This window comes from Natronosalvus sp. KLKA75, from assembly GCF_059736265.1.
The window spans coordinates 1141842-1165382 of record NZ_CM185522.1 but is presented as its reverse complement, the minus strand read 5'-3'; the positions used below and the strand labels follow the sequence as shown (position 1 = coordinate 1165382).

24 protein-coding genes and 1 tRNA gene are annotated in these 23541 nt (G+C 64.8%); 20 read left to right on the top strand and 5 right to left on the bottom strand.

From position 1 onward, the window contains the following. The first annotated feature begins 47 nt into the window (after positions 1-47). From AC6I65_RS05650 to AC6I65_RS05590, 13 genes are all read left to right on the top strand, one after another. Complete coding sequence (locus AC6I65_RS05650; protein ID WP_253433936.1) at positions 48-569, top strand: 30S ribosomal protein S13; 522 nt, start codon at positions 48-50, stop codon at positions 567-569. Then, complete coding sequence (locus AC6I65_RS05645) at positions 569-1090, top strand: 30S ribosomal protein S4 (protein WP_497903063.1); 522 nt, start codon at positions 569-571, stop codon at positions 1088-1090. The genes AC6I65_RS05650 and AC6I65_RS05645 overlap by 1 nt, the downstream gene beginning before the upstream one ends. 1 nt (position 1091) lies before the next feature. Next, positions 1092-1478, top strand: coding sequence for a 30S ribosomal protein S11 (locus AC6I65_RS05640; RefSeq protein WP_253433931.1), 387 nt, complete (start codon positions 1092-1094; stop codon positions 1476-1478). Between the two features lie 3 nt (positions 1479-1481). Continuing rightward, positions 1482-2231: a DNA-directed RNA polymerase subunit D gene (locus AC6I65_RS05635; RefSeq protein WP_497903062.1), complete on the top strand. Its 750-nt coding sequence runs from the start codon at positions 1482-1484 to the stop codon at positions 2229-2231. A 178-nt stretch (positions 2232-2409) separates the two neighbouring features. Further along, positions 2410-2494, top strand: a tRNA-Leu gene (locus AC6I65_RS05630). Positions 2495-2668: 174 nt separating this feature from the next. Continuing rightward, entirely contained in the window at positions 2669-3022 is a 354-nt protein-coding gene (locus AC6I65_RS05625) for a 50S ribosomal protein L18e (RefSeq protein WP_253433925.1), read from the top strand. Further along, the gene (locus AC6I65_RS05620; RefSeq protein WP_497903061.1) at positions 3022-3471 is read left to right on the top strand and encodes a 50S ribosomal protein L13; all 450 of its coding nucleotides are present in this window, start codon (positions 3022-3024) and stop codon (positions 3469-3471) included. Before AC6I65_RS05625 ends, AC6I65_RS05620 begins: the two co-directional genes overlap by 1 nt. Next, entirely contained in the window at positions 3465-3863 is a 399-nt protein-coding gene (locus AC6I65_RS05615) for a 30S ribosomal protein S9 (RefSeq protein ID WP_253433919.1), read from the top strand. The genes AC6I65_RS05620 and AC6I65_RS05615 overlap by 7 nt, the downstream gene beginning before the upstream one ends. Before the next feature lie 12 nt (positions 3864-3875). Beyond that, on the top strand, positions 3876-4070 hold the full coding sequence (locus tag AC6I65_RS05610; RefSeq protein ID WP_254160139.1) for a DNA-directed RNA polymerase subunit N: 195 nt from the start codon (positions 3876-3878) through the stop codon (positions 4068-4070). Beyond that, on the top strand, positions 4067-4246 hold the full coding sequence (locus AC6I65_RS05605) for a DNA-directed RNA polymerase subunit K (RefSeq protein ID WP_253433913.1): 180 nt from the start codon (positions 4067-4069) through the stop codon (positions 4244-4246). The genes AC6I65_RS05610 and AC6I65_RS05605 overlap by 4 nt, the downstream gene beginning before the upstream one ends. Beyond that, positions 4243-5448: a phosphopyruvate hydratase gene (gene eno / locus AC6I65_RS05600; RefSeq protein ID WP_497903060.1), complete on the top strand. Its 1206-nt coding sequence runs from the start codon at positions 4243-4245 to the stop codon at positions 5446-5448. The genes AC6I65_RS05605 and eno overlap by 4 nt, the downstream gene beginning before the upstream one ends. Beyond that, the gene (gene rpsB / locus AC6I65_RS05595) at positions 5445-6242 is read left to right on the top strand and encodes a 30S ribosomal protein S2 (RefSeq protein WP_497903059.1); all 798 of its coding nucleotides are present in this window, start codon (positions 5445-5447) and stop codon (positions 6240-6242) included. The genes eno and rpsB overlap by 4 nt, the downstream gene beginning before the upstream one ends. Positions 6243-6395: 153 nt before the next feature. Then, positions 6396-6587 (top strand): hypothetical protein, encoded by a 192-nt coding sequence (locus AC6I65_RS05590; protein WP_497903058.1) that lies wholly within the window; start codon positions 6396-6398, stop codon positions 6585-6587. Here the strand turns inward: AC6I65_RS05590 and AC6I65_RS05585 are convergent. Further along, positions 6584-7195 carry a trimeric intracellular cation channel family protein gene (locus tag AC6I65_RS05585; RefSeq protein ID WP_497903167.1) on the bottom strand — a complete coding sequence of 204 codons (612 nt, stop codon included), beginning with the start codon at positions 7193-7195 and terminating at the stop codon, positions 6584-6586. The two genes, AC6I65_RS05590 and AC6I65_RS05585, sit on opposite strands and share 4 nt — an antisense overlap. 225 nt (positions 7196-7420) lie before the next feature. Continuing rightward, positions 7421-8779: a DegT/DnrJ/EryC1/StrS family aminotransferase gene (locus tag AC6I65_RS05580; RefSeq protein ID WP_497903057.1), complete on the bottom strand. Its 1359-nt coding sequence runs from the start codon at positions 8777-8779 to the stop codon at positions 7421-7423. A 118-nt stretch (positions 8780-8897) separates the two neighbouring features. Here AC6I65_RS05580 and AC6I65_RS05575 point away from each other — a divergent pair, with 118 nt between their 5' ends. Then, positions 8898-10511: an alkaline phosphatase family protein gene (locus AC6I65_RS05575; protein WP_497903056.1), complete on the top strand. Its 1614-nt coding sequence runs from the start codon at positions 8898-8900 to the stop codon at positions 10509-10511. Between the two features lie 2 nt (positions 10512-10513). After that, on the top strand, positions 10514-11530 hold the full coding sequence (locus tag AC6I65_RS05570; protein ID WP_497903055.1) for a lipid II:glycine glycyltransferase FemX: 1017 nt from the start codon (positions 10514-10516) through the stop codon (positions 11528-11530). Between the two features lie 264 nt (positions 11531-11794). Here the strand turns inward: AC6I65_RS05570 and AC6I65_RS05565 are convergent, their stop codons facing one another. Next, positions 11795-12061 (bottom strand): MarR family transcriptional regulator, encoded by a 267-nt coding sequence (locus tag AC6I65_RS05565; protein WP_312912402.1) that lies wholly within the window; start codon positions 12059-12061, stop codon positions 11795-11797. Positions 12062-12372: 311 nt separating this feature from the next. Here AC6I65_RS05565 and phoU point away from each other — a divergent pair, with 311 nt between their 5' ends. Further along, the gene (phoU, locus tag AC6I65_RS05560) at positions 12373-13044 is read left to right on the top strand and encodes a phosphate signaling complex protein PhoU (protein ID WP_497903054.1); all 672 of its coding nucleotides are present in this window, start codon (positions 12373-12375) and stop codon (positions 13042-13044) included. A gap of 251 nt (positions 13045-13295) precedes the next feature. Here the strand turns inward: phoU and AC6I65_RS05555 are convergent, their stop codons facing one another. Both AC6I65_RS05555 and AC6I65_RS05550 read right to left on the bottom strand, forming a co-directional pair. Further along, positions 13296-14084: a hypothetical protein gene (locus AC6I65_RS05555; RefSeq protein ID WP_497903053.1), complete on the bottom strand. Its 789-nt coding sequence runs from the start codon at positions 14082-14084 to the stop codon at positions 13296-13298. Positions 14085-14762: 678 nt separating this feature from the next. Next, entirely contained in the window at positions 14763-15419 is a 657-nt protein-coding gene (locus AC6I65_RS05550) for a DUF7344 domain-containing protein (protein WP_497903052.1), read from the bottom strand. A gap of 168 nt (positions 15420-15587) precedes the next feature. Between AC6I65_RS05550 and AC6I65_RS05545 the strand changes: the two genes are divergently transcribed. The 4 genes from AC6I65_RS05545 (at position 15588) to AC6I65_RS05530 (ending at position 23536) form a co-directional block, all read left to right on the top strand. Next, positions 15588-16322, top strand: a complete 735-nt coding sequence (locus AC6I65_RS05545; protein ID WP_497903051.1) for an MBL fold metallo-hydrolase — start codon at positions 15588-15590, stop codon at positions 16320-16322. Positions 16323-16445: 123 nt separating this feature from the next. Beyond that, positions 16446-19514 (top strand): MMPL family transporter, encoded by a 3069-nt coding sequence (locus AC6I65_RS05540; RefSeq protein WP_497903050.1) that lies wholly within the window; start codon positions 16446-16448, stop codon positions 19512-19514. Between the two features lie 156 nt (positions 19515-19670). Continuing rightward, positions 19671-22775 (top strand): MMPL family transporter, encoded by a 3105-nt coding sequence (locus AC6I65_RS05535; RefSeq protein WP_497903049.1) that lies wholly within the window; start codon positions 19671-19673, stop codon positions 22773-22775. Continuing rightward, positions 22772-23536 carry a TrmB family transcriptional regulator gene (locus tag AC6I65_RS05530; RefSeq protein WP_497903048.1) on the top strand — a complete coding sequence of 255 codons (765 nt, stop codon included), beginning with the start codon at positions 22772-22774 and terminating at the stop codon, positions 23534-23536. Before AC6I65_RS05535 ends, AC6I65_RS05530 begins: the two co-directional genes overlap by 4 nt. Positions 23537-23541 lie beyond the last annotated feature (5 nt).

Sequence of the window (23541 nt, the reverse complement as noted above, 5' to 3'; positions counted from 1 at the left end):
CGTCGCCGGCGAGAGCCGATCAACGAACCACAGACGACCTACAACACATGAGTGAGGAAGAACCGCAAGAACAGGAGGAAGACGAGCTTCAGTACTTCGTCCGGATCGGGCAGACCGACCTCGACGGCACGAAGTCCGTCGAACGCTCGCTCGCCGAGATGAACGGGATCGGCCGACGTGCCGCCCGGATCATCGCGGAGGAAGCCGGCGTCGACCGTACGGCGACGTTCGGTGCCCTCGATCAAGAGACGATCGACGAAGTCGTCACGCACGTAGAGAACTACGCCGAGGACGTCCCGGAGTGGCTCACCAACCGCCAGAAGGACTTCTACACCGGCGAATCGACCCACGAGATCGGGAACGATCTCCAGTTGACCCGTCAACACGACATCAACCGCATGAAGATGATCGACTCCTACCGGGGAGTCCGTCACAAGCGCGGCCAGAAGGTCCGCGGCCAGCGGACGAAGTCCACAGGCCGAACGGAAGGGACCATCGGCGTCAACGTCGAGGAGATCCGCGAAGAACAGGCCGAGGAAGCCGCAGCGGAAGCGGAGGATGACGAATAATGCCGCTGGGATCCAACACCAAGCAGTACGAGACGCCGAATCACCCCTACCAGGGCGAGCGTATCTCGAGCGAGCACGCGCTGCTCGACCGCTACGGCCTGAAGAACAAAGAAGAGCTCTGGCGAGCCCAGTCCGAACTTCGCTCGTACCGACGCGAAGCTCGCGACCTGCTCGCCCAGCCACAGGACGAAGCGACCGTCATCAACCGGACCGAGGAGTTCCTCGGACGCCTCAAGCGCGTCGGGATCCTCAACGAAGGTGACGAACTCGGCGCCGTCCTGAGCCTCGAGATCGAGGACGTCCTCGAGCGCCGTCTCCAGACGGTCGCCTACCGCAAGGGACTGGCCCAGACGCCACAGCAGGCGCGCCAGTTCATCACCCACGGCCACATCGTCCTCGACGGTCAGCGCCAGCGAATCCCGTCGTACGTCGTCGACGTCGACGAGGAGGACCTGGTCGACTTCGACGAGAACAGTCCGATCGCGGACGAACTCCACCCGGCACGAGCGGAGGGTCAATAACATGGCAGACGACGACAAATGGGGCATTGCCCACGTACACGCATCGTTCAACAACACCGTCATGACCGTGACCGACCTCACGGGTGCGGAGACGATCGCGAAGTCCTCCGGCGGGACGGCGGTCAAGCAGAACCGCGACGAGGCGTCGCCGTACGCGGCCATGCAGATGGCCGAGTCCATCGCCGACGAGATCAAGGCGGCCGGCATCACCGGCCTCCACGTCCGCGTTCGCGGTCCCGGTGGCAACTTACAGAAGTCGCCCGGACCCGGCGCGCAGGCGACGATTCGCGCGCTCGCCCGTGCAGGTCTCGAGATCGGCCGCATCGAAGACGTCACGCCGATCCCCCACGACGGATCGCGCGCACCCAAAGGCAAGGGCGGCTACTAGATCATGACTGAAGCGTACGACGTCGAGTTCGTCGAACGCGACGACCGGAGCGCGCGCTTTCTCGTCCGCGGCCTCACGCCCGCGTTCGCCAACGGCATCCGCCGGGCGATGATCGCGGACGTACCCACGATGGCGATCGACGAGGTTCGCTTCATCGAGAACTCGTCGGTGATGTTCGACGAGCAACTCGCGCTTCGACTGGGGCTCGTCCCGCTGACGACGCCCCCGGAAGGCGAGTTCGTCGAGGACGACACCGTCACCCTCTCGATCGACGTCGAAGGACCGGCGACCGCCTACTCGGGCGATCTGGTCACGAGCGACGACCTCGTTCGACCCGCCGACGAGAACGTCCCGATCATCGATCTCAAGGACGGACAGCGCCTCGAGGCCGAGGCCGATGCCGTGATCGACCGCGGCAAGGACCACGCCAAACACCAGGGCGGCGTGGCCGTCGGCTACCGCCACTTACAGCGCGTGACCGTCGAGGACGACCTCTCCGAGTTCGAAGACGAGGAGACCCAGATCGTCCGCGGCGTGATCGAAGAGGACGGCGAGCTCGTTCCCACGAGCGAGTTCGGCCACGACCTCTCCGAGCGCTACCCCGGCAAGCAAGTGCGCGTCGAGGACGTGCCCGGCGCGTTCGTCTTCCACGTCGAGACCGACGGCTCGTTCAGCGTCGAGGAACTCGTCACGCGCGCGGTCGATTCGATCGATCGGCGCGCTGCCGAACTCGAGGAAGCCGTTCAGCTGTAAGCGTCCCCCGAACAACGAACGACACACGAACAACCAATGACCCGACGTTCCACCCCCGTTCACACTGACGCCGATTCGCCGCCAACGGCCGCCGAGGCCGCGAGCGGCGAAACTGGCAGCCGATCGGACTCCCAAATCGAAAGGGGTTTTACGGGGCGACGGGTACGGAGGAGTGCGAGCAGGGATAGCCAAGTCAGGCCAACGGCGCAGCGTTCAGGGCGCTGTCTCGTAGGAGTCCGCAGGTTCAAATCCTGCTCCCTGCATCACTTCTCCGATCGAAATCGGACGTCGACTGCTCGAGGAACGGCTTCGGCCGGGCCTCGAGCGTTCGTCGGCGTCTCGACGATTGCGACTACGACTACGATTACGACCGCGATTGCGGCTGCGACTTCGACTGCACCTGCAATCGCGACGCAGACCGAATCTGGAGGAAATCAATGAGTACAAAGACCAATCCGCGACTCACCGATCTCATCGCCGAGTTGAAGTCGACGTCCCGACAGCGGGACGCGGCCGTCTGGCGAGACATCGCGGACCGTCTCGAGAAGCCCCGCCGCAACCACGCGGAAGTCAACCTGGGGCGGATCGAGCGGTACGCACGCGAGGAAGAGACCGTCGTCGTCCCCGGCAAGGTGCTGGGGTCCGGCGCACTACAAAAGAACGTTACCGTCGCCGCCGTCGACTTCTCGTCGTCGGCCGAGACGAAGATCGAACAGGTCGGCCAGTCGGTCTCGCTCGAGCAGCTGCTCGAGGAGAACCCCGACGGGTCGAACGTCCGGGTGATCGCCTGATGAGCGTCGCCGAATACGACGCCGACGTCGTCGTCGACGCTCGCGACTGTATCCTCGGCCGCGTGGCCAGTGAGGTCGCCCAGCGCGCCCTCGACGGCGAACGCGTCGCCATCGTCAACGCCGAAGACGCCGTGATCACCGGCGACAAGAACGACGTGTTCGAGACTTACCGGACGCGCCAGCAGCTGGGCTCCGACAGTGGGCCGTACTACCCGCGTCGTCCGGACGCCATCCTGAAGCGCGCCGTTCGCGGCATGCTTCCCGCGAAGAAGCCCCGCGGCCGCGAGGCGCTCTCGAACGTCCGCGTCTACGTCGGCAACCCCTACGAGGGCGACGACGACTACGAGGCCGAGGTCCTGGAGGGCACGTCGCTGGACCGACTCTCGAACATCCGCTTCGTCCACCTGCACGAAGTCTCCGAACAGTTAGGTGCTAACGTCACATGGTAACGAACACGAGTGGAAAGAAGAAGACGGCCGTCGCCCGCGCCACGGTGCGCGAGGGCGAGGGTCGCGTCCGAATCAACTCCCAGCCGGTCGAGCTGGTCGAACCCGAGATGTCCCGACTGAAGATGCTCGAGCCGTTCCGCATCGCGGGCGACGACCTCCGCGACGGCATCGACGTCGAAGTCCACGTCGAGGGTGGCGGCGTCAGCGGCCAGGCCAACGCCGTCCGCACCGCCATCGCTCGCGGCATCGTCCAGCACACCAACGACGCCGAACTCCGCGACGCGTACATGGAGTTCGACCGCTCGCTGCTGGTCAACGACGTTCGACAGTCCGAACCCAAGAAGTGGGGCGGCCCCGGCGCACGGGCCCGCTACCAGAAGTCCTACCGCTGAGGTGATCAAGATATGATGGTACCGGTCCGGTGTTTCACGTGCGGTAACGTCGTCGGCGAACACTGGGAAGCGTTCGACGAGCGAGCGAACGAGGGCGGCGAGGACCCACAGGAGGTCCTCGACGACCTCGGCGTCGACCGCTTCTGTTGCCGACGCATGCTCGTCAGTCACACCGACCTCGTCGACGTCGTCTCACCCTACCAATGATGCAACAACGCCACAATCGATACGAGAAAGCGCGCATCCTCGGCGCTCGAGCGCTGCAGGTGTCCTACGGGGCACCAGTATTGATCGACACGGATCAGTCCGAACCGATCCTGATCGCGGCCGAGGAGTACGATGCCGGTGTCCTGCCCTTCACCGTTCATCGAGGAGGGAAATGACGCGCATCACCGACGTTCGGCTCCGGGAAGTGCTGGACTCGCGGGGGAACCCGACGGTCGAGGCCGACGTCCTCACCGAGAGTGGCGGATTCGGCCGCGCCGCGGCCCCCTCGGGAGCCAGCACTGGCGAGTACGAAGCGATCGAGCGACCGGCCGGCGAGGCCATCGCCGCCGCTCGCGAAACCGCCGTCCCGCGTCTCGTCGGTGAGGCCTTCGCCGGCAACCAGCGCGAGGTCGACGGCATCCTTCGGGCGGCCGACGGTACCGACGACTTCTCGGAAATCGGCGCCAACAGCGCGGTCGCCATCTCGATGGCCGCCGCCAAGGCCGGCGCCGACGTACTCGGTGCGCCGCTGTTCCAGCATCTGGGCGGTACCTTCCGCGGCGACAACTTCCCGGTTCCGCTCGGAAACGTCGTCGGCGGTGGCGAACACGCCGCCGACGCGACGGACATCCAGGAGTTCCTCTCGGCACCGGTCGGCGCCCCGAGCGTCGCCGAGGCCGTCTTCGCGAACGCGGCGGTCCACGCCGAGGTCTCGGAACTGCTCCACGAGCGCGACGTCCCCGCCGGCAAGGGCGACGAGGGCGCGTGGGCGCCGTCTATCGACGACGACGAGGCCTTCGACATCGTCGACGAAGCGGTCTCGACCATCGAGGACGAGGTCGGCTTCGAGATTCGGTTCGGCCTGGACGTGGCCGCTGCCGAGATGTACGACGACGACGCCGGCGTCTACGAGTACAGCGACACGACTCGAGACACCGACGAACAGATCGCCTACGTCGCGGACCTCGTCGACGAGTACGACCTCGTCTACGTCGAGGACCCCCTCGACGAGAACGACTACGAGGGCTTCGCCGACCTCACCGAGGAGGTGGGCGACCGGACGCTCGTCTGTGGCGACGACCTGTTCGTCACCAACACCGAGCGACTGGCCGAGGGGATCGAACAGGGTGCGGCAAACAGCATCCTGATCAAACCCAACCAGATCGGAACGCTCACCGATGCCTTCGACGCGATCGAACTCGCCCGCGCGAACGGCTACGAATCGATCGTCTCCCACCGGTCGGGCGAGACCGAGGACACGACCATCGCACACCTCGCCGTGGCGACGGACGTCCCGTTCATCAAGACGGGCGCCGTCGGCGGCGAGCGAACCGCCAAACTCAACGAACTCATCCGAATTGCAGACGATGCGACATGACTGAGGACAACGCACAACAGGACGGACTCGACGCCGCCGAGGCGGAGATCGACGAGGAGCCAGCCGAAGGGGCCGGCCCCGCCGCCGAATCCACCGACGAGGACGTCGAGCCAGTAGACGAACAGAACGCCGAGGCCGCTGAGGCCGCGGACGAACAGGAAGAAGCGGAGCCAGCCGGACCCACGCTCGACGACGACGTCATGAGCGACGAGGAGGCCGACCTCCTCATCCCCGTCGAGGACTACCTCGGCGCCGGGGTCCACATCGGGACCCAGCAGAAGACCCAGGACATGGAGCGGTTCATCCACCGCGTCCGGACCGACGGACTCTACGTGCTGGACGTCTCGAAGACCGACGGCCGCATCCGCACGGCCGCGGACTTCCTCGCGAACTACGCGCCCGAACAGATTCTGGTGACCTCGAGTCGCCAGTACGGTCGCTTCCCCGCCGAGAAGTTCGCCGAGGCCGTGGGGGCACGCGCCCGCACCGGGCGGTTCATCCCGGGGACGCTCACGAATCCGAAGTACGACGGCTACATCGAGCCGGACGTCGTGGTCGTCACCGACCCGATCGGCGACGCCCAGGCCGTCAAGGAGGCCATAACGGTGGGCATTCCGGTCATCGCGATGTGTGACTCGAACAACCAGACGAGCAACGTCGACCTCGTCGTCCCGACGAACAACAAGGGGCGCAAGGCGCTGTCGGTCGTCTACTGGCTACTGGCCAACGAGACCCTCGACCGCCGCGGTGCAGAGCCAAGCTACGCGCTCGAGGACTTCGAGAGCCTGGTGTAAGGTCGCGTTTCGATCGTGTTTTCCGCGAGTTCGAGCCGGTGAGCGGTGGCGCTATCGGCGTCGAGTCCCACGAAGGGATGCTCGTGAGGGGAACCGGGGATCGAGAGCCCGATAGTCATTACTTATTTAACACTAAATCCAGTGATCGAGCGTATGGTCCCACTCTTCATACCAGGTGCGCCGGGAGGCCCCGAACTACTGATCGCACTCGTGCTCACGCTGGTCGTACCACTCGCTTTCATTGCGGCGCTGTACAGTCTCCTCGCGTCGAGGCGAACGCACGGCGAACGGATCCGCGAACTCGAGGCGCGCGTCGAGGCCCTCGAGGAGGGACGGAATCCCTAATCGCCGGCGACGGCCTCGAGTCGCTGGGCCGTCGGCACGGTCCAACCCCGCGAGAGAGCGAGTACCCGGGTCCCGACAGTGACGGTCGCACAGGCTGCAGCCGCCAGGGTCGCGTCGGCGGCGAGCGCCGTGAAGAGCCAGTAGGCGCTCCCACCGAGGACGGCGCAACTGGCGTAGAAGTCCTCGAAGAGGATGAACGGGGACCGATCCAGCAACAGGTCGGCGACCGCGCCACCACCCACGGCGTTGATCGTGGCGATGGCGACGACGCCGAACGCCGGCAACCCGATTTCGGTGGCGACGATCGCTCCCGCCGTGGCGAACGCCGCGAGGCCGACCGCGTCGGCGTACAGCGTGATCGGTCGGTCGTCGGGCGCCTCGAGCCAGGTGTAGAGGACGACCGCCAGGCAGACGCCGAGGAGTCCGAGGGCGACCTCCCCCACGTTCTGCAGGGCGAGCGGGACGCGGCCGACCAGCACGTCGCGCGTCGCACCGCCGGCGAACGTGGTCACGAGGCCGACGACGGTGACGCCGAAGAGGTCGAACTTCGCCCGAATCGCTTTGGCGGATCCGACCAGAGCGAACGCGACCAGTCCGATCGCGTTCATCACGAGGAAGGGGTCCACGACGAGCGTCTGGAATCGACTCACTACGAGTGGCCACGGGCGAGACAGTATTGACTGTGTCGGACGACCGCTCGCGACTCGAGGCGCTTTCCAGGAGGATTCGCACCTCGAGCCCGAAGCTAATGCTACAAATTTTATAGTAAATGATGTAGCGCGGCTACCAGAACATCCGTCCTGGCGCGTCGTGAGGCGAGAATCGAACGCTCGTCACCCGGGCTCGAGGCGGCGCTCGATAGCCCGTTCGACCGCACGAATCGCGTCCGGATCGACGTGCTGGTGAACCGGCAGGAGGACGACCGTCTCGGAGAGCCGGTGGGCCGTCTCGTAGGCGGGATTCTTGAGCACCGACCGCGAGAGCCGCGGCCAGGTGTGCACGCCGTGGACACCGTGGGACTCGAGCAGGCGACGGAGCCGTTCGGGCCGATCGGTTCGGACGGGAAAGACCTGGGGGCAGACCCCCGGCGGGGGCGTCTCGAAGAGAGGGTCGACGTCGGGACGGTTCGCGAACAACGCGGACCAGGCGCGGTAGTTCTCCCGTCGACGCGAGCGGAGCTCGTAGGGGTCCGTTCCCGAGAGTACCGACGCAGAGAGCCGCGACAGACGCCGCTTCGACGCCTCGTATCGGCTATTCGAATCGGGAATCTCCTCGCCGCCACGATTGGTCCTCGAGACCCTGGTGGCAGCGTCCTCGAGCGACGGACGTCGAGCAAAGGCGTCGGTCGCGAGCGATTTACAGACGAACGCGAGGTCCGACCGTCGAACGCGACCGTCGACGCCGGCCAGGGTGGACGGCTCGAATCGCGCCGAAACGTCCGGATCCGAGAGGTAGAGTGCCGCTCCGTTCGGGATTGCCAGCAGTTTCCACAGGCTGGTCACGCCGATGTCGCCTCGCGTTCCGAGCAATCGACCACGCTCGAGGCTGAGCGGGCCGTGTGCGTTGTCCTCGACGTGGGAGCAGTCGTACTCGTCGACCAGCGACTCGATCACGTCGAACCCCCGTTGGGGGAACCCGAAGTAGTTCACGGAGACGACGGCGAGCGTCCGGTCGTCGATGCGGGACTCCAGGTCCCGCTGGTTTGGCGCGAGCGACTCGGTGATGGCGTAGTGCCGGGGCTCGAGGCCGAGTTCGCGAATCGGCTCGACGACGGCGTCGGGGAGGTACGCGGGGAGGGCGACGTTCGTCGCCGCCTCCCCGTCCATCGCCAGGAGCGTCGCGAGGCCGTCGCGGAGCGCCGCCTTGCTCGAGCCGTAGTACGCCATTTCGTCGGCACGTCCCTCGAGGTAGGCTGCGACGGTCGGGCGATTCGGATGAGACGCCAGAGGGGTGTCGTCCGCGAGCGCACCCGTGGCTCGAAATCGAGTCGGCGCGATGAACGCCCGCTCGAGGAGAGGGCGTCCGCCGTCGCGTATCGACGCGAGTACCGACGGCGTTCCCCCGATCATTGCTTCGCCCACGCCCGCTTGCCGTCGATCGATTTCCGTCCTGTCACCCGCCCTGCCATCATCGGTGAAACCATGGACAGCCACCGGCTTAGTGATGCGGACGATACGGATCGATTCGGTCATTCAACGTCGGCTTACAGCCTCCCAGAAGCCAGCTGTATCGTCTGCCGACCAGGGGAAGTTTCGACGTACACGGCCAATACAATCGCATAACAATGGCGCCGACGACCAACACTCGAGTATGGATGACGACGGACCACAACTGCTCGTCGTAGGGCTCGACGCCGCCTGTTTTCCGGTGCTCGAGCCACTGTTCGAGGCGGGAACGACGCCGACGCTTCGTCGCCTGTTCGAGGTCGGGGCCTGCGGCCCGCTCGAGTCACAATTGCCGCCGTGGACGGCGAGCGCCTGGCCCAGCCTCTACACGGGACAGAACCCGGGCAAACACGGCGTCTACGACTTCCTCCGATTCGAGGGGTACGACTGGGACGTGGTCAACGCCTCGCACGTTCGCGCCCGGCCGGTCTGGGAACTGCTGAGCGACCACGGCCTCTCGAGCGTCGTCGTCAACGTGCCCGTGACCCACCCGACGCGGGAGTTCGATGGTGCGCTGATTCCGGGAATGACCGCGCCGGAAGATCCACCGTGTCATCCCGAGGGAATCCTCGAGGAGATCGAAGCCGAGTGCGGCGAGTACCGGGTCTATCCTCAGAGCGGCCCCGAACCCGGGACGTCGATCGAGAGCTACGAGCGGACGATCGCGGGGCGGGGCCGGGCCTTTCGGTACCTCCTCGAGCGATTCGAACCCGCGTTCGCCTTCCTCCAGTTCCAGCAGACCGACTCCGTGTTTCACGAGCGCCCGGGCGAGAAGCGAGCCGTCGAGGCGGTCTACCGGGCCGTCGACGATCAGCTCGCCCGGATCATCCTCGAGTTCGAACCGGACAACGTCCTCGTCGTCAGCGACCACGGCATGGGACGAGTCGAGGGCTGGGAGTTCCGCATCAACGAGTTCCTCCGAGACCGCGGGGACGTGGTCGCCAGGAGCGGCGGCGAGGGGATGCCCACCTGGTCGCGGGCCTGGCAGAACGACTTACTCGAGGGCGAGTCGGCAGGCACCCACGACCGGAGCACGCTCGAGCGAGCGATGAACCTGGCTGCCCGGGCTGGGGTCACTACCCAACGCGTCGCGAACGCACTCGATCGCGTCGGACTGAAGGAGTTCGTCGGGGAACGTATCCCGAACGACGTGATCCGGTCGGCGAGCGAGCAGGTCGACTTCCCGAACTCGCGGGCGTACCTCCGCTCGAAGAGCGAACTCGGCGTCAGGATCAACGTCGAGGGACGGGAGCCCAATGGCCAGGTGTCGACCGAGGAGTACGACGCCTACCGGCAGTCCCTGATCGAGGACCTCCGCGCCGTCGAGACGCCCGATGGCGAGCCGATGTTCGAGGCTGTCGAGCCACGGGAAGCGGTTTTCGACGGACCCGAACTCGAGCGCGCACCCGACATCGTGACGGTTCCGGCGGGCTTCGACAACGCGGTCGTCGAGGGGCTCGAAGGCGAGCACTTTGCCGAACCCTGGGAGTCCTGGAACCACAAGCGAACGGGCGTGATCGCCGCGGCCGGGGCGGACTTCGACGAGGGCGCCTCGTTCTCGGACGCGACGATCTTCGACGTCGCACCGACGATCTGCTCGTTCTTCGATGTGAACGTCGACGCGGCGATGGACGGCGAGGTCCTCCCGGTGGTCGAGGCGAGCGAACGCACCGCGTACCCGAGCTACGAACCGGACGGAATCAGGGCCACCGACGACGCGACCGTCGAGGACCGACTGACCGACCTGGGGTACCTCTGACCATGGGCATCGAAATCGAGCGATTGGACGTCCGCGAAGACGCCGACGAGTGGAACCGGTACGTCGAGCGCGCGGATCGGACGCACCCGTTCTACCGGGCCGAGTCGCTCGCGCTGCAGGCGGAGGACACGAACACGACGGTCCACTCGCTAGTCGGATTCAAGGGTCAGGAGGTCGTCGGCCTCTTTCCCGTGTTCGAGTTCAGGAAGGGGCCGGTCACGGGCGCGTTCTCGCCGGCGCCGTACTCCTGGAGCTGCTATCTCGGACCGGTCACGTGCAATTTCGAGAAGCTGAAACGGCGCAAGGCCGACCGGCGGATGAAGACGTTTCTGGAGGAGAGCCTCGAGTGGATCGACGAGCACCTTTCGCCGATGTACGCCAAATTCGAGTCGGTTCGTATCGGCGACGTTCGCCCCTTCGTCTGGAACGGCTACGAGGTCGACCCGAAGTACACCTACGTCGTCGACCTCGGGGACGACCTCGAGCACTTGCTCGACACCTTCAGCAGCGACGCCAGATCCAACGTGCGAAGCGCCGACGACTTCGAGGGCGTGTACGTGATCGAGGAGGGTTCGATCGACGACATCGACCGAATCGTCGAGCAGGTTCGGTCGCGCTACGCGAGCCAGGGGCAGTCGTTTCACCTCTCAGCGGGGTTCGTTCGGTCGCTCTACGAGGAACTCCCCCGGGGGTCGGTCCGGCCGTACGTCTGTCGCGTGAACGGTGACGTCCAGGGCGGCATCCTGGTGCTCGAGTCGGACTCGACGCGGTATCGCTGGCAGGGCGGAGTGAAACCGGACGCGGACGTCGACCTGCCGGTCAACGATCTGCTCGACTGGCAGGTCATGCGCGACGGCCTCGAGGCCGGCCTCGAGCGCTACGACCTGGTCGGAGCGGGCGTGCCGAGCATCAACCGCTACAAAGCGAAGTTCAATCCGCGTCTCGAGACTCACTACACGGTCACGTCCGGGGCGTTCGGACTCGATGTGCTGATCGACAGGTATCGGAAGCGAAAGTGAGACGAGAGCAGTGGACGGGCGATGAAACGATCGATACGTGAGGAATCGGTCGATGCGCGAAGTGCATACAAGCGAGCTACTACTCGAGGGGCGTACCGGCAGGTCACTACACAATGGACATGCCGGCGGGACACTACTCGAGAGACAAACCGACGGCTCACCAGGTGAGCGATCGAAGAATGGGTGGCCCGATAGTGGTGGTGCGATGGTGTGACAGGGTTACGGGGCGGGCCACCCCCGACCGAAGAACGGCCGAATCGGCCGTTACAATTCGCCGTCGACCGTGTAGATCGACCGGCGCGCGTCTCGCAGCGACGGGCGGCTGTCGACACAGTCGACGTTCTCGAGTTTCGTGAGCGCGTAGCGGACGGTCCGCGCGCACAACCGAGACTCCGTCGCAATCTCTTCCTGGGTCATCGCGCCCTCGTACTCGAGCACCTTGTAAACCAGTTTGGCACTCGGCGGGAGGTCGCTGACCAGTGTACTCTGCGTCGATTCGTCGCTAGTGTGTTCGGTATCTGTAACGCTCATTGGTCGAGGCGGGTCGGTACGTCGACAGACCACGGATCCCACTATCAACGGCGCCCATCGTTCACGGAACTATGCGGTCACTATACGTCGATACACTGTGATTGACATGCCTCGAGACTGAAACCCGTAAAACGGGTCGTAGCGGCGATTTTCCGCCAGTACAACGATCTCATATAGGGTGTATAATCGTTTCTGCCGTAGCAAACGAGGGGTCGGTCGGGCGTGACCGACGCGCTCGAGCACGGACCGACGACGCGGCGGCAACTCACCCGTACGTAAGGTATTTGGACGCCGGCCGTGGTGATTCGTGCATGGCCAGAACCTCCTACCAGGAACAGCTTCTGGAACTTCGATCGGACATCTGTTACATGGGCGAGGTCGTCATGGAACGCCTCCGAATGGGTCTCGACGCGCTCGAACAAAAGGACGAGGACCTCGCCAACGAGGTCATCACCGGCGACGGCGAGATTAACCGGATGTACCTCGACCTCGAGCAACAGTGTATCGACCTCCTAGCGCTCCAGCAGCCAGTCGCCAGCGATCTGCGGTTCATCGCCTCGTCGTTCAAGGTCATTACCGACCTCGAGCGGATCGGCGACCTGGCGGTCAACCTCGGAGAGTACACCATCGACGCGGAACAGGACCTCTTTCCCGACGTCGACGTGCAGGCGATGGGTGATTTGACCCTCGAGATGATCGACGATGCATTGCAAGCCTACGACGAGGAGGACGTCGACGCCTGTCGGGAACTCGCGGTTCGGGACGACGACCTCGACCACTTCGCCGAACGGGCGAGCGAAATCGTCGTTCGCGATCTCATCGAGCGGGAACTCGACGCCCCCGACGAGGTCGAAAGCCTCCTCCAGGACGTCTCTCGACTCCTGTTGACGATTCGAGACCTGGAACGGGTGGGCGACCACGCGGTCAACATCGCCGCCCGGACGCTGTACATGGTCGAGAACGACGACGAACTCATCTACTGAGTCGCTGGCTCTGTTGAATACCTTCGTAGTTGATAGGAATCGCGTGCTGAATATAGAGAATGGATGCAGCACGGTAGCACTGTTTATTTCACACACTCAGTCCGGAACCAACCACTACATACGGGTGCTTACTGGTTGTGTCACCCAATTATATCTGGCTTTGAATTATGGCCAGTGATCAACACTATTGCGAGAGACTGATTGGAGTTGCTGGCTTCAAGAGAGATTCTTCGTTTCTTCCGCGAAGCGAGCTACGGGTTATTCATCGTGCCCCACTCGAGCCACCCCTCAACGTGGTCAATTTTCGCGGGATCGCATCGTGGATAGGGGAAGTAGACTGTTTGCGTGTCTCCCGGAGCGAGATCGACAAAAAATTCAGTACTTTTGCCAGCGTATGCCACTGTCACCTCATCGAGGTACGCCTTCAGGTGTGGGTATAGCCTGACATCCTTCGTGTGATCATTGGTAACTGTCCCAGCGTATCCATACACCGAAACGTCATCGTACGTTCCAATCTGGCCCCACTCCCCATCAATCGTTGCGTACTCCTCAGGGACAGTCCCGATGTCGTCGACCCCGCCTTCTTCGACGGTGAGCGAATACCCATCTATCGCGTTGGGATCGCCTTCAGAAGTCACCACCGTGAACAAATACGTCTCGTCCTCAGCAACGCTGAATCCTGTATCCTTTGCATGCGACTCGTCGGAAAATTCTGCTTGGACCTCTGGGAAACTCCCATCTTCCCTCGCCGCAATTCGACCACGAACGCCGTATCGACCGCTCTCGGTGTCTCTGAAAAATTCGTGATCGGTCACGAGTTCCGCGTATAATCCCTCAATATCCGATTCGAGCAATTCACCTTCGGCACAGATTGGGGTGAAATCGTCGTCGAACGTCTCCGTGGCAACCGTCTCGACGTCTCGGTTATCCTCGGGGGTCAAATCAGATCCATTATCCGGCGTTGAACCACGTGAAAGACACCCCGCTACGCCAGCAGCTGGTGCCGTGAGCAATCCAAGTAGATACCGTCGTCGTCTCATTTGTTGAATTATTGAGGCCCCTCGGAAATAGTTATTTGGGTAACTAAAAGAGGGGTTGTAGGTACACCTGTGAGAGATGCGTACTTTGACTGGACGGGGCGGGCCCAGTCTGTACTGAACGTTCACCACCCTACGCAAACCGAACCGAATTGAGTGCAACATTCGCGCTCTGAGTTCAGCACGGGTTGTTTGAACTACTCAGCTTCTGTCAGGAGTGGCGTGACCGATTTAGAGGAGGTAGTCAGCATGTCCGTAGAGTTCAAACGAAAGAGTTGTGGACAAAACTTATTATTTCTTATCAAAAAGAGAGAGCATGGTACACTGCCCTGACTGTGAGGTAACGCTCTCGGAGAAGGAAGATGTTGAGTTCGTAGAAATGGACGCTACTACTGGGTTTTTCGCGGCGTCGAAACGATTCTACCTGATTGCGTGTGGGCACTGCGGCGCGGCAATCGGCGGCGGTGTAGCAGGAGCAAAGGCCTGGTACGCCAACGTAGTAGCCGTAGTGTCTGCATTTGCCGTCGATAGCTTCGTTAAAAGCCTCCAATATGCAGTGCAACATTCGCGCTCTGTATTCAGCAGTCATACTGAAACCGATCTCCGCTCGAGGGGTTCAACGAAGTCGAGTCGCCCACGTTGCAGCGCGATTAGGGTCGGCGACCGATCATACTACCGCCGTCACCGCCTGATTCGGGTTTGGATCGCCTCGAGGTCGAGTCCGTTCGTCCGCCCCGTCGCCACCAGCGCGTGGAAAATCGACAGCATCGCGAACGAGGAGACGACGAGACCCGCGGCGGCGAGCGCGGGGAACGGGAGAGTGCCGCCCGCCGCCAGACCGACCAGTGCGACGCCGAGACCGGAGAGGGCGAGGTACGGTCGCCACCACGCTCGAGCGACTCTGTCCTCGCCCTCCTCCTCGACTCCGTCCCCGGCCTTGGACGGGGTGAGATACTCGTCGAAGTGCTCGACGAGCGTCAGCGGGGTGACGGCCCCGCGGTCCTTGTGATAGCGCACGACACCGTACTCGTCGAGTTTGGGCAGGTGCGTCTGGTAGAGCGAGATGTAGACCCGCTGGCGCTGGCGGGAGGTCAGTCTCTCCGGCGTCGTCTCCTGTTCGCGTGCAGCGACCCACTCGGCAAGGTCTCGGACGTCTACGGGTTCGTCGCGCCGACGAAGGTACCGGAGCGTATCGCGACGACGACGCGTCTGTAAGATGTGATACCGGTCGTCGGGCGGAAGCGACGGTGGAGAGTCACCCGAACGACGCCCGGCTGTCGCTGACGCTTCCCCGACCGCTAACGCCGGATCCGGCGGGGTGGACTCACCGGGACTCATTTGTACGTTACCCGATACGTAAATCACATTATATAAATCGATGGTTTCACCTATCACTTTTGATAGGACGGTCGGCACACATCGTTTCGGCCCGATCGACCGAACGACGGCATGGCCTCGAGCCGTCAGCCACGAACATATATCCGTGATCCGGCCACATCTACGAGTATGCGCGTCACGTTTCTCGGCACCGGCAGCGCGATCCCGACCGGTGAACGGTTCCAGACCGGGTTGCTCGTCCAGAGCGAGGGACGGACCGTCCTCGTCGACTGCGGCGCCGGCGTCCTCCAGCGCCTCCAACAGTCGGGCGTCGGCTTCGAGGCAATCTCGAGCGTTCTCCTGACCCACCACCACCTGGATCACGTCTCCGACCTGCTCCCGCTGATGAAAGCCCGGTGGCTCGCCGGCGAGGAACACCTCGAGGTCGTCGGTCCGCAGGGAACGAAGGCGCTCGTCGACGGCTTGCTCGAGGTTCACGAGTACATGCAGGACAGACTCGAGTTGCGGGTCAGGGAGGTCGTTCCAGGCTCGTTCACGGTGGCGGACTTCGACGTCGAGGCCTACGAGACGCGTCACTCGCTGCCGTGTCTGGCCTACCGCTTCGGCGATTACGTCACCTTCAGTGGCGACACGGAGGCGTTCGCGGGGTTGGCGAACTTCGCCGACGGCTCGGCGATCCTGATCCACGACTGTTCGTTCCCTGACGACGTCGACGTCTCGAACCATCCCACGCCGAGCGAACTCGGGCAGGTCCTCGAGGGGCACGAAATCGGTCGCGTCTACCTGAGTCACCTCTACCCCCACACGGACGGGCGTCACACGGAGATGCGCGAGTCGATTGCCCGTCACTACGACGGCGATGTGCGATTTGCCGAGGACCTCCAGACGGTTTCGGTCGAGTAGCCGTCCCGCGTCCGGCCCAACCAGCATCTGCTCGAGACGCGCCGTCATCAAGTTATATACTCGCGGCCTGTCAACGGCTCATCGAATGCAGCGAGTCGGGTCGCACGGTCGGCAGGTGGTCGCGTGAGGCGACGCTCCCGACTGGTCGAGGCGATCACGACCCACGCACGGTTCGTGCTGGTCGGCTGTCTCCTCGCAACGCTACTCTTCGGCGCGGGGATTCCCGCCCTCGAGACCGACACCACCCTCGAGCAGTTCCGGACCGACACCCCCGAGAGCGAGGCGCTCGAGTACGCCGATCGTCGCTTCGAAGAACGGGGTGAGAACACGACGACCGTTCACGTCGTCGTCACCGACGAGAACGCCCTCGAGCGCGAGTCGCTGCTCGAGGGCCTCCGGTTCCAGCAGTCGCTCCGCCAGGACGAGGCAATCGGACCGACGCTGGTCGAAAACGACTCGACGATCGGCGTCGAGAACGTCGTCGCTACGGCGATCATCAGGCTGGAACAGGCAGACGAACTCGATGATCGCGCCGACGACCTCGAAACCCGGGTGAGCCACCTCGAGGAACGGATCGACGGCCTCGCGTCGGCACTCGAGCGGGTGGGCTCGCTCCAGGCCGACTACGAGGCCCTGAACGACTCCTACGCGGCCGGGGAGGTGAGCGACGAGGAGTACGACAGGCGGGCAGCCGCCATCGAGGCCGACCTGGACGCGACGGTTTCGAACGCGACGGCCGACCTCGAGAGCGAGCGAGCAGCAAGGTTCGAGCGGGCGGCCGCGACCATTCGGGCAATAGAGTCCGAGATGGCCGACCTGGAGCGCCAGCGGGCCGCGGGTACCGTCACAGACCGGGAGTACGAGGCTCGCATGGAGGTACTCGTGGACGACCGCGAGCAGGCCGTCGTCGACGGTTCGCGCTGGCTGTTCGGCGACGAACTCCAGTCTCTCCAGCAGGAAGCGAGGGAACTCGAGGCCGAGCGCGACGGGGTCGAGCGCCTCGACCGACCGCCACTCGAGGAGCAAATTTCGGCCCTCGAGCGCGCCGACGACGACCGGTTCGACCGGGCGGTCACCCTGGTGCTGGCCGAGGACGGCCCGGGAAGTGCCGCGGCGCTTCGCCTCCTCCCGTCGTCGTACGAACCGGGTTCGCTGGAATCCGAGGAGCGACTGTTGCTCGTGACACAGTCGCTCGACCGCGGGTCGGGACCGCCCGGCGAAATCGGTCCCGACATCGTCGAGAGCCAGCTCGCCCTCGAGGAGCGCGTGCTCGAGCGCAGCGAGGACGACATGGTCTTCGGGATGGGGCTGGTGGCCGACGAAGTGGACCGCGCGGTGGCCGACAGTCTGGTAATCGTCGGCCCGCTTGCGCTGCTCTTCGTGATTGTAGCGCTCGCCATCGCCTACCGCGACGTTCTCGACATCGCACTGGGCGTCGCGGGCACGGCGACGGTGCTCGTCTGGACGCTCGGGATGGCCGGGTGGGCTGGCGTTGCGTTCACGCAGGTGTTCGTGGCCGTGCCCGTTCTACTGATCGGGCTCTCGATCGACTACGCCATCCACGTCGTGATGCGCCACCGCGAGGAACGAGCGGGTGAAGACGACGTTCGAACGTCGATGGCCGGCGCGCTCGCGGGGCTCGCAACGGCGTTCGTGCTGGTCACCGCGACGACGGCTATCGGCTTCCTCGCAAACGTCGTCAGTCCGATCGACCCAATCAGGGAGTTCGGGGCCGTGAGCGCCTTCGGCATCGGCTCCGCGCTCGTCGTCTTCGGGGCCGCGGTTCCGGCCGCGAAGGTCGAACTCGACGCGGCCCTCGAGGCGCGGGACTTCGACCGGCGTCGGCGAGCGATCGGCGGGGAAGACCGCGTCGCCCGAATGCTCGCCGTCGGTGCGATCGCCGCCCGGAAAGCGCCGCTCGTCGTCCTCGTCTGTGCCCTGCTGGTGACCGCGGGCGGCGCCTACGGGGCGACCCACGTCGACACCACGTTCGACGAACGCTCGTTCCTGTCAGGCGCCCCTCCGTCGTGGACAGGTCAGCTCGGCCCCCTCTCCCCCGGCGAGTACCGGATGCAGTCGTCGCTCGACGTGCTCGAGGAGCGCTACCAGCGCGAGGGCGGACAGGTGCAGATCCTGTTGCGTGGCAACGTCACGGCGGGTGACACCCTCCAGCGAGTCGAGGACGCGACGGCGCGTGCAGAGGCGAGCGAGGTGGTGTACGTGCTCCCGGACGGCGAACCCGACGTGCGTTCGCCCCTGTCGGTGATGCGGGCGACGGCAGACGAGAGCGAATCCTTCAATGCGACGTTCTCGCTGGCCGATCGGACCGGAAACCGCGTACCCGACCAGAACCACCTGGGGCTCTACGACGGCCTCTTCGAGTACAACCCCGACTCGGCGAGCGATCTCGTCTACCGTAGCGAGTCCGGCGAGTACGAGGCGGTTCGACTTGTCGTCGGGGTGCAGACCAGCGCCGAGAGCGACGAGACGGCCACAGAGATGCGGGCGGTCGCCGCGGTACTCGAGGGCGACGGCGACTCCGGCTACGCCGTCGCGACCGGCGGGCCACTCACCACCTACGCGCTCGAACGAACCCTCTTCGAGAGCGTCGTCGGCGCACTCGCGGTCGCGCTCGGGGCGATCGTCGCGCTGCTCGCCGTCGGCTACCGAGTCACGGGCCGCGGGGCAACGCTGGGACTCGTGGCCGCGATCCCGGTCCTCGTCGCACTCGGCGCCACGCTGGGGACGATGGCCCTCCTCGGCCTCCCGTTCAACGTCCTGACCGGCATGGTGGCGAGTCTGACGATCGGCCTCGGCATCGACTACAGCGTCCACGTCACGACCCGGTACACGCACGAACTCGAGGCGGTCGAGGCCGGCGAAACCGCATGGGATGTCCTCGAGCGGACACTGTCGACGACCGGTGGCGCGCTGGCCGGGAGCGTCGCGACGACCGGCTGTGGCTTCGGCGTTCTCGTCTTCGCTCTCGTCCCGTTGCTCCGGCAATTCGGCCTAGTAACGGCGCTAACGATCGGGTACGCCTTCCTCGCGACCATCCTCGTCCTGCCGACGCTACTCGCAACCTGGACGCGGTATCTGGCCCCGAAACCCTATCGCGTTCCGTCGCTCGCGGTCGCCCCCTCGAGGAAGTCGCTGTGGTCGCGGCCGACTCGAGACGACGATCGCGAGTGAGCTGCGTCGCCACGCGAGTCACCTGACCTCCAATGGCCTGTCAGCCACTGATTCTGTTAGTATAATCATAACAACGAGTATTTATGCGCTGATTTAGTAGGATCGTAACAACAGAATGGTACCCCCAGCAGTTCGAGACGAGAACGGAGGCTCGAGATGAGTCTCGCCGATCGTATCGCCGGAACGATCACGAGCCACAGCAAGGCAGCGCTCGCGATCATGCTCGTGCTCACGCTCGTGGTGGGCGCCGGCGCGCCGATGGTCGACGACGACTCCTCACTCGGGCAGTTCGAGAGCGAGTCGCCGGAAGTCGCGGCCTCTGAGTACATCGCCGAGAACTTCACCGTCGAGGGCGCCGAGAACACGACGACCGTCCAGGTGATCGTCCGTGGTAACGGCGAGAACGTCCTGTCCCAGGAGTCACTAATCGACTCGCTTCGCTTCCAGCAGTCGCTTCGCGAGAACGAGTCGATCAACGCGACCCTCGCCGACGAAAACGCCATCACCGGCGTCGAGAACATCGCCGCGATCACCCACATTCGGGGCCAGGAAGCCGCCGACCTCCAGGAACGCGGCGCCGAACTCGAGAATCGAACCGAACGGCTCAACGAGACGACCGACCGACTCAACGAGTCGCTGGTGACCGTCGTCGCCCTCGAGCGCGAGTACGCCGCCCTCAACACCTCTTACGAAAACGGCGAGATCGACGAGGGAACGTACGAGGAGGAATCGGCCGCAATCGAAACCCAACTCGAGGAAACCATCGACGAAGCGACTGCGGACCTCGAGTCTGAGCAGGCAGCGACCTTCGAGGTAACGGTCAAGGACCTCCGTGCTGTCGTCAACCAGGAGGCCCAGCTCGAGCGCCAGTACGAGGCTGACGAGATGAGCGACGAAGCCTACGAGACCCAGTCCGCCGAACTCGCCGAGCAACGCGAGGGACTGTTCGAGCAGGGCACCGCCGGCGTGCTCGCCGACGAGTGGGCGCAACTCGAGGAAGATAGCGAGGCGCTCCAGGCGGACCAGGAGTCCCTCCGGACCGCCGACCAGCCGTCGCTCGAGGAACAGATCGAGGCCCTCGAGGGGCTCGACGACGACGAGTACGAGGAGCTCATTTCAGACGTCCTGTCCGACGACGGCGAGGACACCGCCGCGCTCGCGTTCATGCCCGCGGAGTACGAGCCGGGCGAGACGTCCGCCGAGGCGCGAATGCTGTTCGTCACCCAGAACTCCGAGGGTGGCGGCATGGCCGAAATGGGCGGTGGCGGTGGACCCGCGCTCGACGCCCAGCTCGACATGCAGACGCTCGCGAGCGAGGACGACGGCGGAGAGGAGTACCTCGTATTCGGTGCGGGCGTCATCACGGACGAGATCGATCGATCGATGGGCGACAGCCTGGCCATCGTCGGTCCGTTGGCACTGCTGTTCGTCGTCGCGGCGCTCGCCATCGCCTACCGCGACCTGATCGACATCGCGCTGGGGGTCTTCGGCATCCTGCTGGTGCTGGTCTGGACGTTCGGCTTCATGGGCTGGGCCGACATCGCGTTCAACCAGATGTTCGTCGCCGTTCCGGTCCTCTTGATCGGGCTGTCAATCGACTACGCCATCCACGTCTTCATGCGCCACCGGGAGCAACGCGAGGAGGCGGGAACGACCGACGAAGTCCGCGGATCGATGCGCATCGCGCTGGCCGGCGTCGGCGTCGCCCTTGTCTGGGTGACCGCGACGACGGTCATCGGGTTCCTCTCGAACCTCATCAGCCCCATCGCACCCATCCGCGACTTCGGCATCGTCAGTTCGTTCGGCATCGTCGCGGCGCTGGCGATCTTCGGCGTTCTTATCCCGGCCGCAAAAGTCGAGCTCGACGGCCTGCTCGAGTCCCGCGGATTCGACCGGCGGAAACGGGCGTTCGGAACGGGGAGCGGCCGGTTCAGCGACGCACTCACCCTCGGATCCACGGCCGCGCGTAAAGCACCCCTCGTGATCCTCGTCGTGGCCCTCCTGTTTACCGCAGGCGGGGTCTACGGCGCGAGCCAGGTCAACACCTCCTTCAGCGAGGAGGACTTCCTCGCGGAGAGTCCGCCCGCCTGGACCGAGAACCTGGGGCCGTTGAGTCCCGGCGAGTACACCGCCAAGTCCAACCTGGACTACGTTAACGATCACTTCCAGCGCCAGGACGTCCGCGCCCAGGTTCTCGTCGAGGGCGACGTGACCGATCCGGAGACGCTCGAGCGCCTGGACGCGGCCGAATCCGCTGCCGCCGCGAACGACGACGTCGTCTACGTCCTGCCGAACGGCGAGGCCGACGTCTCCGGACCGCTGTCGACCATGCGCGACGTGGCGGCCGAGAACGAGTCGTTCAACGAGACGTTCACCGCCGCCGGCGGCGGGCCCGACTCGGTACCGACCGAGAACCTCGAGGGCGTCTACGACCACTTGCTCGAGGTCGAACCGTCGGCTTCCCAGTACGTCTACCGGACCGACGACGGCGAGTACGAGGCAGTCCAGTTGTCCATCGCGGTCCAGGGGAACGCCGACCTCGCGGACGTCACCGCGGAGATGCGCGCCATCGCCGACGACATCGACGACGGCGGCACCGACCCGCGCTGGGAGGCGACCGCTACCGGCGACCCGGTCGTCAACCACGTCGTCGAGAACGACCTGATGCAGACCGTCCTGGAGAGCCTGCTGATCACGCTCGTCGCAGTCGTGGTCTTCCTCTCGATCGCGTACTGGCTGACGGGGAAGGGCGCGACGCTGGGCGTCGTGACGCTGCTGCCGGTCGCGCTCGCCGTGAGCTGGATCCTCGGCTCGATGTACCTGCTGGGGATGTCGTTCAACGTCCTCACGGGGATGATCACCAGCCTCACGATCGGGCTCGGCATCGCCTACAGCATCCACGTCAGCTCCCGGTACATGCTCGAACTCGAGCGCCACGGGAACGTCTGGACGGCTATGGAAACCACCGTGACCGGCACCGGCGGCGCCCTCCTGGGCAGCGCCGCGACGACCGTCGGCGGGTTCGGCGTCCTCGCGTTCGCCATCTTGCCGGTCCTGCGCCAGTTCGGGATCATCACCGGGCTGACGATCATCTACGCGTTCCTCGCGAGCGTCATCGTCCTCCCGACGCTCCTGGTGCTCTGGACGCGCTACCTCGGACCCGACCTGTCGAGCGCCGACTGGTCGACCGATCGGCCGACGCCGGCCAGCGACGGCGGCCGCGAGGCCGGCGACGCGACCACCGGAGGTGACGACGAGTGAGCGCGCCGACCGAGAACGACGCCATCGAGTCCTTCGAACGACTCGGACTCACGAGCTACGAAGCCCGGGTGTTCATCGCGCTCCAGCAACTCGGCTCGGGCACCGCTCGAGACGTCGCGAGCGTCGCCGACGTCCCTCGATCACAGGTCTACAGCGTGGCCGAGAGCCTCGCCGACCGCGGACTCCTCGAGATGCAACAATCCAGTCCCATCCGGTATCGACCGGTGAACCTCGAGGAAGCGCGCTCGATCCTCCGCTCGCGCTTCGAGTCAGAACAGGAGCGCGCCTTCGACTACGTCGAGCGCGTCCGGGAAGAACCCGGAGGCGAGGAAGAACAGGAGGACATCTGGACGGTTCGCGGCCGAGCGCGCATCGACGACCGCGTGGTCGATCTCTGCTCGCGCGCCGAAGACCGAATCATATTCGGCGCGCGACTTCCGCCGCTCGTCACCGACGAGATCGAGCAACTGCTCGAGAGCAGCGCCGAGGAGGGGCTCGAGGTGACGGCCGTGAGCGCCGAACCCGAAGTCCGGTCGCGGTTCGGACGGCTCGAGGGCATCGCGGTGTTCGAGTCCCCGGAACATCGCCAGGCCGACGACCGTTCGGGACGGATCCTGATCGTCGACGACCAGACGATTCTGCTCAGCGTCGTCGACGACGACGGGAGCGAAACCGCCATCTGGAGCGCCAACTCGCTGTTCGCCTCGGTGTTGATCCAGTTGATCGAGGCCAATAGCGAAGCGCGCGGACGGGCGGAGTAGCTGGC